Origin of the sequence: Lysobacter defluvii IMMIB APB-9 = DSM 18482 (assembly GCF_000423325.1) — a bacterium.
Classification (GTDB): Bacteria; Pseudomonadota; Gammaproteobacteria; order Xanthomonadales; family Xanthomonadaceae; genus Novilysobacter; species Novilysobacter defluvii.
The window spans coordinates 125,562-139,117 of record NZ_KE384007.1 but is presented as its reverse complement, the minus strand read 5'-3'; the positions used below and the strand labels follow the sequence as shown (position 1 = coordinate 139,117).

Here is a 13,556-nt window from a genome sequence, read left to right as displayed (position 1 = left end):
CTTACGGCAGCGGCGTCGGCTGGATCACCTCGACCCAGTAGCCGTCCGGGTCCTTGATGAACGCCAGCGACTTCATCCGACCATCGGTCAGCCGCTTCTGGAACGGCACGCCCAGCTGCTCGAAGCGCTCGCAGGCGGCGACCACGTCCGGCACCGACACGCAGATGTGGCCGAAGCCGCGCGGGTCGCTGTTGCCGTCGTGGTAGGCGAAGTCCGGATCGTCCTCGGTGCCATGGTTGTGGGTCAGCTCCAGCACGCCCTGCTGGCGCGCCAGCCACTCCCGGCGCCCCTCGGGATCGCCGGGCAGCGCCGAGGTGTCGTCCACGTAGGCCAGGAAGTACAGGCTGAACCCGGCATCGGGGAACTCGCGCATGTCGACCAGGGTGTAGCCGAGCACCCGGGTGTAGAAGTCCAGCGAACGGGTGATGTCCTTCACCCGCAGCATCGTGTGGTTGAACACGAATCCGGCGGTCTCGGCGGGGCGCGGGTGCACGCCGGGGAGGGCGTCGAGTTTCTGCTGCAGGCTCATTGCGTCTCGTTGGATGTGGGGGGACCCCAACAGATGCGGCCGCCGGCGGACGCTATCAAGCACCCGTGCGGGACGGATCGATCCAGGCCAGCGTCGCCATCCGCCCGCCACGGCCGTCGCGGCGGTGGGAGAAGAAGCGGGCCTCGTCGCTGATCGTGCACAGCCCGCCGCCGTGGATCGCGCCCGCGGACAGGCCGGCCGCGGCCAGGCGCTGGCGCGCCAGCGTGTAGAGGTCGACGCGCCAGTGCCCGGGCCGGGTGGCGGTGAATGCCGCGGCCGACGCCGGGTCGTGGGCCAGGAAGGCGTCGCGGACCTCGGTACCGACCTCGTAGCGCTCCGGCCCCGCGGCCGGACCCAGCCACGCCATCAGCGACGTCGCCGGGACCTCCATCGCGGCCACGGTCGCCTCGAGCACTCCCGCCGCCAGACCGCGCCAGCCGGCGTGCGCCACGCCGATCCGGGTGCCCGCGCGGTTGCAGAACACGACCGGCAGGCAGTCGGAGGTCAGGATCGCCAGCACCACGCCCGGCGTGCCGGTCACGGCCGCATCGCCCTCGGGCTCGTCCGTGCCGGGTTCGGGCAGCTGCCGGACTTCGACCACGCCGGTGCCATGCACTTGTCGCAGCCAGCGGGTTGGGAAGGGCAGGCCGGCGATCCGCGCCAGCTCGGCGCGGTTGGCCGCGACGGCCGCGGGGTCGTCGCCGCAGCGGCTGCCGAGGTTGAACCGGTCGAACGGAGCCGTCGAGCAGCCGGCGCCATGGCGCAGCGTCACCGCGGCGCGGACCGTCTCCGGCGCGGGCCAGTCCGGCGCCAGCAGCGCCGGGTGCGGGTCAGCCTGCCTGGCCATGGTTCCGGGCGTCCTCGCGCAGCAGCTCGACCAGCGCGGCCATGTCGGCAGGCAGCGGCGCCTCGCAACGCAGCGGCTCGCCGGTGCCCGGATGCTGGAACTCCAGCGCCTCGGCGTGGAGGGCCTGGCGCCGGAATCCGCGCAGCCCCTCCACCAGCGCGGTGTCGGCGCCGCGAGGCAGCTTCAGCGGCCCGCCGTAGACCGGGTCGCCGACGATCGGGTGCTTCAGGTGGGCCATGTGGACGCGGATCTGGTGGGTCCGGCCGGTCTCCAGCCGGCACTCCAGCAGGGTGTGGGCGCGGAACCGCTCGCGCAGCCGGTAGTGGGTGACCGCCTCCTTGCCGTCGCCCCGGACCGCCATGCGCAGGCGGTCGCGCGGGTGGCGGTCGATCGGGGCGTCGGCGGTGCCGCCGGCCACCAGCGCGCCGGTCACCACCGCCAGGTACTGCCGGTGGACCTCGCGCGAGGACAGCTGGTCCACCAGCGCTCCCTGGGCCTGCTGGTTGCGCGCGACCACCATCACCCCGGAGGTGTCCTTGTCCAGGCGGTGCACGATCCCGGCGCGCGGCAGGGCCTCCAGCGAGGGATCGTGGTGGAGCAGGGCGTTGACCAGGGTGCCGGTGTGATTGCCCGCGCCGGGGTGCACCACCAGTCCGGCCGGCTTGTCCAGGACGATCACGTCGGCGTCCTCGTGGAGGATCGCCAGCGGGATGTCCTCCGGCGCCGCGTCGGTCTGGACCTGGGCCTCGGCGCGGACCGTCACCTGTTCGCCGCCGCGCACGGGCTCGCGCGGGCGCACTTCGCGCCCGTCCAGGCGGGCCTGGCCGGACTTGATCCAGCCCGCCAGGCGGGAGCGCGAGTGCTCCGGGAACAGCTCGGCGAGCACCGCGTCGAAGCGGCGCCCGGTCGCGCTGTCGGGGACGGTGGCGCTCAGCTCGATGGCTTCGACTTGCATGGGCAGGGCATTCAAGGACGCGGGGTGCGGGACTGCTATTATCCGCCCTTCGTGCCCCGGCGCCCCCGACCGACCCCATGACCCAACGCACCACCTTTCCGCTGCGCCTCGCCGCGCTCGCCCTGACCGTGCTGGTCGCCACCAGCGGCTGCGCGATGTTCAAGAAGGACAAGGAGCAGCCGGAGAACGTCCCGGTCGAGACGCTGTACGAGGAAGGCCACGAGGCGATGACCCGCGGCAACTGGAGCGGGGCGGCGACCACCTTCCGCCGCCTGGTCGCCCAGTACCCGTACGGCCCGTACACCGAGCAGGCGCTGATCGAGACCGCCTACGCGCAGTACAAGGCCGGCCGCCACGAGGAGGCGATCAGCAGCATCGACCGCTTCCTGCGCACCTACCCGACCCACCGCCACGCGGCCTACATGTACTACCTGCGCGGGCTGGTGAACTCCAGCCGCGACACGGTGTTCCTGCAGCGCGTCTGGAGCCTGGACCCGAGCCGCCGCGACATGGCGACCCACCGGCAGGCCTACAACGACTTCGACATCGTCACCGAGCGCTATCCGAACAGCCGCTACGCCGCCGATGCCGCCGAGCGCAAGCAGCAGCTGGGCGAGGTGTTCGCCCGCCACGAGATCGAGACCGGCCTGTACTACCTGCGGCGGACCGCGTATGTGGCCGCCACCGAGCGCGCCAACTTCCTGCTCGAGTCCTACCCGCAGAGCCAGTACAACGACGACGCGGTGGCGCTGCTGGCGGCGGCCTACACCGGCCTGGGCAACGCAGCGCTGGCGGCGAGCGCACGGCAGCAGCTGCAGGAGCTGAACCCGTCGCACCCGTACCTGGTGGGCGAGTGGCCGCAGTACCCGGGCAACTGGCGCAAGCTCAACCCGCTCGGGTCGGAGAAGACCGCGCTCGACCTGGAGTACTGATACGTACGGCGCATTACGGCCCTGGCCTGATGCGCCCTCCAGGAACCGTAGGGCGCAATAGCCGCCTCGCGGCGTATTGCGCCGTATGCATCAGCCCCGGTATCCGCTGGTGATCGGGTACCGCCGCTCGCGCCCGAACGCGCGCCGCGAGACCTTAGGCCCCGGCGCGGCCTGGTGGCGCTTCCACTCGCTGGTGCGCACCAGCGCGGCGATCCGCTCGACCGTGGCGGCGTCGAACCCGGCGCGGATGATCTCTTCGGTCGATTGTTCGCCGTCGATGTGCCGGCGCAGGATCGCATCGAGCACGTCGTACGGCGGCAGTGAATCCTGGTCCTTCTGGTCGGCGCGCAGCTCGGCCGAGGGCGGGCGCTCGATCACCCCTACCGGGATCACCGGGTCGCCGACGGTGTTGCGCCAGCGGGCCAGGTCGTACACCTCGGTCTTGTACAGGTCCTTCAGCGGGGCGTAGCCGCCGGCCATGTCGCCATAGATGGTGGCGTAGCCGACCGCGTACTCGCTCTTGTTGCCGGTGGTCAGCAGCAGCCCGTGCAGCTTGTTGACCAGCGCCATCATCGTCGCGCCTCGGATGCGCGATTGCAGGTTCTCCTCGGTGGTGTCGACCGGCAGGCCTTCGAAGGTTTCCCCGAGCATGTCCAGGAAGGCCTGGAAGGGCCCTTCGATCGGCAGGGTGATCATCTGCACGCCCTGCTCGGCGCACTGGTCGGCGGCCAGGTCGTTGGAGATCCCGGCGGTGTAGCGCGAGGGCAGGCGCACGGCCGTCACGTTGTCGGCCCCCAGGGCGTCGACCGCCAGCGCGAGCACGACCGAGGAGTCCAGGCCGCCCGACAGGCCCACCCAGCTGCGGCGGAAGCCGTTCTTGCGCGCGTAGTCGCGGATGCCGCAGACCACCGCCCGCCACGCCATCGCGTCGTTGCTCTCGTCGCCCTCGTCGACCCACTGCACGGGCGCGAAGCGGCGGGAGTCCGGGTCGTGGTCGACCACCAACAGCTGCTCCTGGAATCCGACCGCGGCCGGGTGCACCGCGCCGTCTCCGTCGGCCACCAGCGAGCCGCCGTCGAACACCACCGCGTCCTGCCCGCCGACGCAGTTGACGTAGGCGATCGGCACGCCGTGCGCGCGCGTCGCGTCCTCCAGCAGCTGGTCGCGGCGGCGGCGCTTGTCGTGCTCGAACGGGGAGGCATGGATCGACACCACCAGCCGCGCCCCGGCCTCGACGGTGCTGGCCAGTGGCTCGTGGAACCACAGGTCCTCGCAGACCAGCACGCCCACGGGGACGCCCTTGAGCTCGAAGACGAAGTCGCCCCCGTCCGGGTCGACCTCGAAGTACCGGCGCTCGTCGAACACCGCGTAGTTGGGCAGCTCGCGCTTGCGGTAGGTGTGCTCGATCCGCCCGTTGCGCAGCAGGCTGGCCGCGTTGTAGGCCACCGAGCCCACCGACTCCGGCCACCCCACCACCGCCGCAATGCCGGTCGCCGCCCCGGCGATCCGCTCCATCGCCCGGTGGCAGTCATGCAGGAACGACGGTCGCAGCAGCAGGTCCTCCGGCGGATACCCGCTGAGCGCCAGCTCCGGGAACAGGATCAGGTCGGCCCCGTAGCCATCGCGGGCCTCCGCGATCAGCTCCACGATCCGGTTCGCGTTGTCCTCGACCGCCCCCACGGGGAAGTCGAACTGGGCCAGGGCGATGCGTAACGGCTGCGACATGAAAGCTCCCTTGCGTTATTTGCCCCCTCTCCCGCTTGCGGGAGAGGGTTGGGGTGAGGGCAGCTCTTGATCCGCGTACGCAAGAACAGAAGCAGCCCTCATCCGCCCTTCGGGCACCTTCTCCCGCGAGCGGGAGAAGGGAGGAGTGCGCGGGAGAAGGACATTGGCGCATTCGCAGCCGCCGCATCCGCGATCAGCTGCAACACCACCTCCCGCCCGAACAGCACCTCATTGTTCCAGAACCGCAGTACGGTGACCCAGCCCCGCCAGGAACCGGTCCCGTACCGCGTCCGGCGCCGCCCCGTTGTGCTGCCCGCCATCAACCTCCACCACCAGCGATCGCTCCAGGCAGGCGAAGTCCACGACGTAGGGGCCGAGCGGGACCTCGCGCCGGAACTTCAGGCCCAGCAGTCTGCGGGCGCGCAGGTGATACCAGAGTGTGGATTCGGCGTCGGTCGGCACTCGCCGGAGCTCGCGGGCGAAATCCCGTTTCTGGCCTGGGCGCATGGGCATGGCGGGTCCTCCTTGGGGGTGGAGGGCCAGCGTGGTGTGGGCGGGGAGCACCGGAAATCGGCGAGGAGCCCGACGAACGGTAGGCAAACCCCTTCTCCCGCTAGCGGGAGAAGGTGCCCGAAGGGCGGATGAGGGGAGCTTTTGATTTTCGACTCGCGGCCAAGATCAAAAGCAAAAGATCAAAAGCTCCCCTCACCCCAACCCTCTCCCGCAAGCGGGAGAGGGGGCCAGGAAGCGGGAGAGGGGATGAGATGCTAGATCGCGTCCCGCCACGGCCGGCTCAGCATCGACGCGGCCATGATCAGGCCCACGTGCGAGTACGCCTGCGGGAAGTTGCCCCACTGTTCGCCGTCCTCGAAGGCCAGGTCCTCCGACAGCAGGCCGAGGTGGTTGCGGCGGGCCAGGACGCGTTCGAACAGCTGGCGGCCTTCTTCCTTGCGGCCGATGGCGGCCAGGGCCTCGATGTACCAGAAGGTGCAGATGGTGAAGCTGGTCTCCGGAACCCCGAAGTCGTCGGGGGCGATGTAGCGGAACAGGCCGTCGCCGCGGCGCAGGTCCCGGCCGATCGCCTCGACGGTGGCGATGAAGCGCGGGTCCATCGGGTCGATGAAGCCGATGTCGCACAACAGCAACAGGCTGGCGTCGAGCTGGTCGCCGCCGAAGGTCGCGACGAAGTGGCCGAGCGGTTCGCTGAAGCCCTCGGCCAGGATCCGGGCGTGCATGGTGTCCGCGCGCGTGCGCCAGAGCTGGACCCGGTCGGGCAGGTTGAGGTGGACCGCGATGCGCGCCAGCCGGTCGCAGGCGGCCCAGCACATGGCCGCGGTGTAGGTGTGCACGCCGGTGCGGCCGCGGAACTCCCACAGGCCGGCGTCCGGCCGGTCGTACAGGGCCCAGGCGCGCTCGCCCACGTGCTCCAGGCGCTCGTAGGTGGTGCGGTCGCCACGGTGGGCCAAGCGCCGGTCGAAGAACAGCTGGGTCGAGGCGAGCACCACGCTGCCGTACACGTCGTACTGCTTCTGCACCCAGGCCAGGTTGCCCTGGCGGACCGGGCCCATGCCGCGGTAGCCGGCCAGCGCGGGCATCTCTTCTTCGGTCAGCTCGTGCTCCAGGCCGATGCCGTAGAGCGGCTGCAGCTCGCCTTCCTCGTTGGTGGCGAGGTTGAACACGTAGCCCAGGTAGCCCTCCATGGTCCGGGTGGCGCCGAGGCGGTTGAGCGCGCGGACCACGAAGGCGGCGTCGCGCAGCCAGCAGTAGCGGTAGTCCCAGTTGCGCTGGGTACCCGGCGCCTCGGGGATGGAGGTGGTGACCGCCGCGATGATCGCCCCGGTCTCGTGGTACTGGCAGAGTTTCAGGGTGATGGCGCTGCGGATCACTGCCTCCTGCCACTCCAGCGGCAGGGCCAGCGAGAGCACCCATTCTCGCCAGTACTCGCAGGTGCGCTTCTCGGCCTGGCGCACGAAGTCTCCGACTGGCTGCGTCAGCGTTTCATCCGGTCCAAGCACCAGGTGCAGGTCGTGCTCGAGCACGAAGGCGGTCTCGTCGCGCACCAGCCGGACCGGCGCGTCGGTGGTCAGGCGCAGGGTGAAGTCCGGGTGCAGGTACCGGATGTGGTTGCTGCCCCAGGTGCGATCCGGCCGCGTCGCGCCCCAGTCGGCCAGCGGCCGCACGCGGACGCGGATGCGCGGCGTGCCCGACAGCGGCCGCACCCGCCGGAGCAGCATCACCGGCCGGTACCAGCGGTCGTACTGGCGCCAGCGCGGGCAGAAGTCGGTGACCTCCACCGACGCGCCATGGGTGTCGTGCAGGACGGTGCGCAGGATCGCGGTGTTCTCGACGTACTCCTGCTCGGCGTGGTCGAAGTCCTCCAGCTCGATGGCGTAATCGCCGCCCTCGTGCTCCGTGGGCTCCATGAGCGCGCAGAACGCGGGGTCGCCGTCGAAGGCCGGGATGCAGCCCCAGCTGACCCGCGCCTGGCGGTCCACCAGCATCGCGACCGAGCCGTTTCCGACCAGGCCCAGGTCGAGGTTCGACGTGTTCATGCGCCCGCCCCCTGCCGCAGCCACGCATGGACGGCGGCGGTGTCGGCGAGGCGGTACCGCGCCGAGCTCGGCTGGCGATCGCCGACCAGAACACTGGTCCCGCCGCGCTCGTTGACCACTTCGAAGCCGTGCTCGTCGGTCAGGTCGTCGCCGACGAACACCGGCGTGCGCCCGCGGAACGGCGGCTCCCCTGCCAGGGCGGCGATGGCGTCGCCCTTGTCGGCGCCTTCCGGGCGCAGTTCGGCCACCTGGTTGCCGTGTTGCAGGCGATAGCCCGGGAGCCGCTCGACCGCCGCCTCCGCGAAGCCGCGCATTTCTTCGGCGTGCTCCGGCGCCGCCCGCCAGTGCAGGGCGACGGCGCTGCCCTTGTCCTCCACCACCGTGCCCGTCCGCGGCGCCGCGAACGCGCGCGCGCGATCCAGCACATCGGAGAGTGCGTCCGGCACCGGCGGTGCGCGGGTGCCGTCCTCGCCGCTGCGCAGCTCCAGCCCGTGCAGGCCGGCCGCGGGCAGCCGCAGCGGGTGGAAGAGCGTGTCGAGGCCGTCCACGGGGCGCCCGCTCACCAGCGCCAGGGCGCCATCCAGGCGACGGTGCAGGGCGGCCAGCACCTCGCGCAATCCGTCCGGGACGCGGGCCGCGTCCGGGTGGGGTGCGAAATCGAGCAGGGTGCCGTCCACGTCGAGGAACAGGGCGCAGCGGTCGTCGAGGGCCGGCGGCGGGGGAAGAAGCTTGGCAATCATGGGCCGCACTCTATCGACCACCCCTGGCAAGGGCACGTACACGGGCCTGCCCGGGCCCGTCGCGGCGCGTGATTCGCGCCTGATGCATAAAACCCCTTGATTCACAAGCCCCAGCCCGCATCTGTGTGGCATCGCCGGGATATCCGGCCCGAATCCAAGAGGAACAGCCCGATGCGGATGGACAAGCTCACCTCGCGCTTCCAGCAGGCCCTGGCCGATGCCCAGTCGCTGGCCGTCGGGCGCGACCACAGCCTGATCGAACCGATTCACCTGATGCTGGCCCTGCTGGACCAGTCCGGGGGCAGCACCACCCCGCTGCTCTCGCAGGCGGGCGTCAACGTGCCCGTCCTGCGCGAGCGCCTGGCCGAGGCGCTGGAGCGCCTGCCGAAGGTGTCCGGCCAGGCCGGCAACCTCAGCGTCGGCAACGACCTGGCGCGGCTGCTCAACGTCACCGACAAGCTGGCGCAGCAGCGCGGCGATGCGTTCATCGCCACCGAGCTGTTCGTGCTGGCCGCGCTGGAGGAGGGCGGCGAGGTCGGCCGCGCGCTCAAGGCCGCGGGTGCCGACAAGGCTCGCCTGGAAGCGGCCATCGACAGGCTGCGCGGCGGTGAGAGCGTGCAGTCCGAGTCGGCCGAGGACCAGCGCCAGGCGCTGGAGAAGTACACCATCGACCTCACCGCCCGGGCCGAGAGCGGCAAGCTGGACCCGGTGATCGGCCGCGACGAGGAGATCCGCCGCACCATCCAGGTGCTGCAGCGCCGGACCAAGAACAACCCGGTGCTGATCGGCGAGCCGGGCGTGGGCAAGACCGCGATCGTCGAGGGCCTGGCCCAGCGCATCATCAAGGGCGAGGTGCCCGAGGGGCTGCGCGGCCGCCGGGTGCTGGCGCTGGACATGGGCGCCCTGATCGCCGGGGCCAAGTACCGCGGTGAGTTCGAGGAGCGCCTGAAGGGGGTGCTCAACGACCTGGCCAAGAACGAAGGCCAGATCATCCTGTTCATCGACGAGCTGCACACCATGGTCGGCGCCGGGAAGGCCGACGGCGCCATGGACGCGGGCAACATGCTCAAGCCGGCGCTGGCACGTGGCGAGCTGCACTGCATCGGCGCGACCACGCTCGACGAGTACCGCCAGTACATCGAGAAGGACGCCGCCCTGGAGCGCCGCTTCCAGAAGGTGTTCGTCGGCGAGCCGACGGTGGAGGACACCATCGCCATCCTGCGTGGGCTGAAGGAGCGCTACGCGGTGCATCACGGGGTCGAGATCACCGACCCGGCGGTGGTCGCCGCGGCCACCCTGTCGCACCGCTACATCAGCGACCGCAAGCTGCCCGACAAGGCCATCGACCTGATGGACGAGGCAGCCAGCCGCATCCGGATGGAGATCGACTCCAAGCCGGAGGAGCTCGACCGCCTGGAGCGCCGGCTGGTCCAACTGAAGATCCAGCGCGAGATGCTGAAGAAGGAGACCGACGAGGCCTCCAGGAAGCGCCTGGAGGACCTGGAATCCGACATCGGCGAGCTGGAGCGCGAGTTCTCCGACCTCAACGAGGTCTGGAAGTCCGAGAAGGCCGCCCTGCAGGGCGCGACGAAGATCAAGGAGGACATCGAGCAGGCCCGCCTGGAGCTGGAGGCCGCCCAGCGCCAGCAGGACTACACCCGCATGAGCGAGATCCAGTACGGCCGCCTGCCGGAACTGGAAAAGCAGCTCGAGGCCGCACAGCAGGCGGAGCGCCAGGAGTTCCGCCTGGTGCAGGACCGCGTGACCGACGAGGAGATCGCCGAGGTGGTCGCGCGCTGGACCGGCATCCCGGTCAGCCGGATGCTCGAGGGCGAGCGCGAGAAGCTGCTGCGCATGGAGGCCATGCTGCATGAGCGCGTGGTCGGCCAGGAGGAGGCGATCAAGGTCGTGTCCGATGCCGTGCGCCGCTCGCGCGCCGGCCTGTCCGACCCGAACCGCCCGACCGGCTCGTTCCTGTTCCTGGGCCCCACCGGCGTGGGCAAGACCGAGCTGTCGCGCGCCCTGGCCGAGTTCCTGTTCGACAGCCCCGACGCGATGGTGCGCATCGACATGAGCGAGTTCATGGAGAAGCACTCGGTGGCCCGCCTGATCGGTGCGCCCCCGGGGTACGTCGGCTACGAGGAGGGCGGCTACCTGACCGAGGCGGTTCGCCGCCGGCCGTACTCGCTGATCCTGCTCGACGAGGTCGAGAAGGCCCACGCCGACGTGTTCAACATCCTGCTGCAGGTGCTCGACGACGGGCGCCTTACGGATGGCCAGGGCCGCACGGTGGACTTCCGCAACACCGTGATCGTGATGACCTCCAACCTGGGCAGCCAGCTGATCCAGGAGCTGGCCGGCGACGACTCCCCGGAGGCCTACACCCAGATGAAGGCCTCGGTGATGGGCGTGGTCCAGGGCCACTTCCGCCCGGAGTTCATCAACCGCCTGGACGACATCGTCGTCTTCCACCCGCTGAGCAAGCCGCAGATCCGCCAGATCGCCCGCATCCAGCTCAAGGGGCTGGAGAAGCGGCTCGACGAGCGCGGGCTGAAGCTGGAGCTGTCGGACGAGGCGCTTGGCCTGCTGGCCGACGTCGGCTTCGACCCGGTCTATGGCGCGCGGCCGCTGAAGCGGGCGATCCAGCAGCAGGTGGAGAACCCGCTGGCGCAGAAGATCCTGGAAGGTGGGTTCGCCAGCGGGGATACGGTGCGGGTGGGGGCCGAGGGGGGCAGGCTCGTCTTCGAGAAGGCCTGACGGCCTCTCCCGGCGGCCCTCCGGAGCCGGGAGCGGCGTCCCGTCATCCCCGCGGTGCGCGGGGATGACGGGAGGGGGTGCCTACCAGCGGTACGAGATGCGTCCGTACACGTACGCGCCGTTGAACCCGAACGGCGAGGCCGAGTTGTACGGGAACTGCCCGTTGGTCGAATTCCCGAAGATGTTCTCGTCGGGATACTCGTTGAACACGTTGTCCCCGCCCAGGGTGAAGGCCCACCCGCCCAGGTGGTACGTCGCGGCCAGGTCCACCAGCCACTTGGCGCCGTAGGTCTGGTCGTTGGCGGCGTTGCTGGGCGTGGTCTGGAAGCTGCCGTAGCGGGTGGCGCCCGCCAGCAGGGTCCAGTCGCCCAGGTTCCAGGTGCCGTTGAGGACGAACTTGTCGCGCGGGTAGCCACGTTCGATCCGGCCACGCTCGGCGCGGTCCAGGCGCTCCAGGTCCAGTCCGCCGCTTTCCAGTTCCGGCGGGTTGGGCGCGACGCGGGTGATCTCGGTCTTCGAGTAGTTGTAGCCGGCGGTCAGGTCGAAGCTGCCGTTGGCGAGTGGCCAGGAGTAGCTGCCGACCACGTCGACGCCGCGGGTGCGGGTGTCCACCGCGTTGGTGAAGTAGCGCCCGCCCGTGACCCCGAAGATGCCCCGCGCCTCGAGGAACTCGCGCACCGCGTCGCCGGTGAGATTGGACGAGAGCACGATGCGGTCGTCGACCTCGATCTCATACGCATCCACGGTCACGTACAGGCGCTCGGCCGGCTGCAGCACCAGGCCGAGGCTGTACGAGAGCGACTCCTCCGCCTGCAGCGGCTCGGCGCCCAGTGCGCGGGCGATCCCGCCGGCGGCCGGGAAGGTGCGAATCTCGAACGGGGTGGGCACGCCGGGGATGTAGGTCGTGCTGGTGGTCTGGAAGTTCTGCTGCGACAGCGACGGTGCCCGGAAGCCGCTGGCCACGGTGCCGCGAAGGGCGACCTCCGGGGAGAACTCGTACCGTGCCGACAGCTTGCCGGAGGTCTGGCTGCCGAAGTCGCTGTAGTCCTCGTGGCGCGCGGCGGCACCGGCGCTGAGCCGGTCGGTGAGGTTGGCCTCCAGGTCCACGTAGACGGCGTGGCTGTCGCGCTCGTGGTGGCCCGCATCCCCGGGGCGGAAACCCGGGAAGCCCTGCGCGCCGGCTGCGACTGGCGGCGGGATCGGCCCCTGTCGCCACGAATCCGGCTCGCCCGGTGACTGGTTCCACTTCTCCTCGCGGTACTCGGCGCCGAAGGCAAGGTTGACCGGGTAGGCCAGGCCCCAGTCGAACTGCCGGCTGGCATCGAGGTTGACGATGTTCTGGGTGACCTCCAGCGCCCCGGCATCGAAGGAGGTCGGGGAATTCGCGCCGAGGCTGGCGTTGAGCGTGTTCCGGGTGAAGAACTCCAGGTGGTTGAAGCCGTAGTTGTAGCTCAGGTCCCAAGTCCAGCCGCCGGCGTCGCCGCGCAGCCCGGCCACGATCGAGCGGTCGTCGGCGATGTTGTTGATGCGGGGCAGGAAGCCGTCCGGGTAGATCTCCGGGACGTTCTGGTTCGGGTTGCCGGGTGCCCGGAAGAACGCGAACGAGGTGATGTCGCGCTCGCTCATCATCCCGAAGCCGTACAGCTCCCAGGTGTCCGTCAGTGGCACCACGGTGTTGAGCGACAGGCCCCAGTGCTCGACCTCCGGGTCACCGTAGACGAACGCCTTCTGGCCGGGCTCCGGCTGCGTCGGTGCCGGGGTCCCGGCGAAGGGGCGGGCGCGGTTGGTGGGGTCCTGCTCCCCGAGCTGCGCGGCCAGGTGGAGGAAGCCGCCGCGGTCGCCGATCGCCAGTCCGCCGTCGCCGGCGAGCTGGTACTGCTCCCCATCACCCGCCGAGTACTGGCCGGCACTCGCGGTGACGCTGCCGCCGGAGGCACTGCCCTTCAGCACCACGTTGACGACGCCGGCGATGGCGTCCGAGCCGTACTGCGCCGAGGCACCGTCGCGCAGGACCTCGACCCGCTCGATCGCCGACACCGGGATGGCGTTGAGGTCCACCGGCGAGGAGCCGCGGCCCTGGCTGCCGTTGACGTTCAGCAGCGCGGTCACGTGCCGGCGCTTGCCGTTGACCAGCACCAGCACCTGGTCCGGTGCCATGCCGCGCAGCTGCGCGGGCCGGATCGCGCTCGTGCCGTCGGTGATCGCCGGGCGCGGGAAGTTCAGCGAGGGCAGGGCGCGCGACAGTGCGGTCGCCAGTTCGGTGGTGCCGGTGGCCGCCAGCGCCTCCGGGGTGATGATGTCGATCGGCGAAGTCGACTCGGCGACGGTGCGGTCCGCCACGCGGGTGCCCGTGACGATCACCTGGTCGAGGGTGGTGGCTTCGCGCTCGGCCGGCGGCGCGACCTGGGCAGAGGCGACGGGCGCGGCGAGTGCGGCGGCGATGGCGACCAACAGCGGATTCCACTTCATGTGCGTACGGCTCCCTGTGCGATGAATCCCGTGTACGTGAGCGCGGAGGT

9 protein-coding genes and 1 pseudogene are annotated in these 13,556 nt (G+C 70.7%); 2 read left to right on the top strand and 8 right to left on the bottom strand.

The features are described 5' to 3' along the window. Position 1: 1 nt before the first annotated feature. From gloA to rluD, 3 genes are read right to left on the bottom strand one after another with little or no spacing between them, the layout of a single operon-like run. Positions 2-529 carry a lactoylglutathione lyase gene (gloA, locus tag G545_RS0112285; RefSeq protein ID WP_027070633.1) on the bottom strand — a complete coding sequence of 176 codons (528 nt, stop codon included), beginning with the start codon at positions 527-529 and terminating at the stop codon, positions 2-4. A 55-nt stretch (positions 530-584) separates the two neighbouring features. Continuing rightward, complete coding sequence (pgeF, locus tag G545_RS0112280; protein WP_027070632.1) at positions 585-1,376, bottom strand: peptidoglycan editing factor PgeF; 792 nt, start codon at positions 1,374-1,376, stop codon at positions 585-587. Beyond that, positions 1,360-2,331: a 23S rRNA pseudouridine(1911/1915/1917) synthase RluD gene (gene rluD / locus G545_RS0112275; RefSeq protein WP_027070631.1), complete on the bottom strand. Its 972-nt coding sequence runs from the start codon at positions 2,329-2,331 to the stop codon at positions 1,360-1,362. The genes pgeF and rluD overlap by 17 nt, the downstream gene beginning before the upstream one ends. Positions 2,332-2,408: 77 nt before the next feature. Here rluD and G545_RS0112270 point away from each other — a divergent pair, with 77 nt between their 5' ends. Then, a complete protein-coding gene (locus G545_RS0112270) occupies positions 2,409-3,263 on the top strand; it encodes an outer membrane protein assembly factor BamD (protein WP_027070630.1) in 855 nt (284 codons plus the stop codon). A 90-nt stretch (positions 3,264-3,353) separates the two neighbouring features. Here G545_RS0112270 and G545_RS0112265 read toward each other — a convergent pair whose 3' ends face one another. From G545_RS0112265 to otsB, 4 genes and pseudogenes are all read right to left on the bottom strand, one after another. Next, positions 3,354-4,988, bottom strand: a complete 1,635-nt coding sequence (locus tag G545_RS0112265; protein WP_027070629.1) for an NAD+ synthase — start codon at positions 4,986-4,988, stop codon at positions 3,354-3,356. A 98-nt stretch (positions 4,989-5,086) separates the two neighbouring features. After that, positions 5,087-5,495, bottom strand: a pseudogene (locus G545_RS14725) (endonuclease domain-containing protein). A 260-nt stretch (positions 5,496-5,755) separates the two neighbouring features. After that, positions 5,756-7,540: a glycoside hydrolase family 15 protein gene (locus G545_RS0112255; RefSeq protein WP_027070628.1), complete on the bottom strand. Its 1,785-nt coding sequence runs from the start codon at positions 7,538-7,540 to the stop codon at positions 5,756-5,758. Further along, positions 7,537-8,280, bottom strand: a complete 744-nt coding sequence (otsB, locus tag G545_RS0112250; protein WP_043711803.1) for a trehalose-phosphatase — start codon at positions 8,278-8,280, stop codon at positions 7,537-7,539. Before otsB ends, G545_RS0112255 begins: the two co-directional genes overlap by 4 nt. Before the next feature lie 171 nt (positions 8,281-8,451). Between otsB and clpB the strand changes: the two genes are divergently transcribed. Beyond that, positions 8,452-11,037, top strand: a complete 2,586-nt coding sequence (clpB, locus tag G545_RS0112245; protein ID WP_027070626.1) for an ATP-dependent chaperone ClpB — start codon at positions 8,452-8,454, stop codon at positions 11,035-11,037. Positions 11,038-11,118: 81 nt separating this feature from the next. Here the strand turns inward: clpB and G545_RS0112240 are convergent, their stop codons facing one another. Then, on the bottom strand, positions 11,119-13,506 hold the full coding sequence (locus G545_RS0112240) for a TonB-dependent receptor plug domain-containing protein (RefSeq protein WP_027070625.1): 2,388 nt from the start codon (positions 13,504-13,506) through the stop codon (positions 11,119-11,121). Between the last annotated feature and the right edge of the window lie 50 nt (positions 13,507-13,556).

What these genes read in the sequence shown, in the direction of transcription:
- gloA (WP_027070633.1), bottom strand. Translation starts at nt 529, where the DNA reads ATGAGCCTGCAGCAGAAACTCGACGCCCTCCCCGGCGTGCACCCGCGC.
- pgeF (WP_027070632.1), bottom strand. Translation starts at nt 1,376, where the DNA reads ATGGCCAGGCAGGCTGACCCGCACCCGGCGCTGCTGGCGCCGGACTGG.
- rluD (WP_027070631.1), bottom strand. Translation starts at nt 2,331, where the DNA reads ATGCAAGTCGAAGCCATCGAGCTGAGCGCCACCGTCCCCGACAGCGCG.
- G545_RS0112270 (WP_027070630.1), top strand. Translation starts at nt 2,409, where the DNA reads ATGACCCAACGCACCACCTTTCCGCTGCGCCTCGCCGCGCTCGCCCTG.
- G545_RS0112265 (WP_027070629.1), bottom strand. Translation starts at nt 4,988, where the DNA reads ATGTCGCAGCCGTTACGCATCGCCCTGGCCCAGTTCGACTTCCCCGTG.
- G545_RS0112255 (WP_027070628.1), bottom strand. Translation starts at nt 7,540, where the DNA reads ATGAACACGTCGAACCTCGACCTGGGCCTGGTCGGAAACGGCTCGGTC.
- otsB (WP_043711803.1), bottom strand. Translation starts at nt 8,280, where the DNA reads ATGATTGCCAAGCTTCTTCCCCCGCCGCCGGCCCTCGACGACCGCTGC.
- clpB (WP_027070626.1), top strand. Translation starts at nt 8,452, where the DNA reads ATGCGGATGGACAAGCTCACCTCGCGCTTCCAGCAGGCCCTGGCCGAT.
- G545_RS0112240 (WP_027070625.1), bottom strand. Translation starts at nt 13,506, where the DNA reads ATGAAGTGGAATCCGCTGTTGGTCGCCATCGCCGCCGCACTCGCCGCG.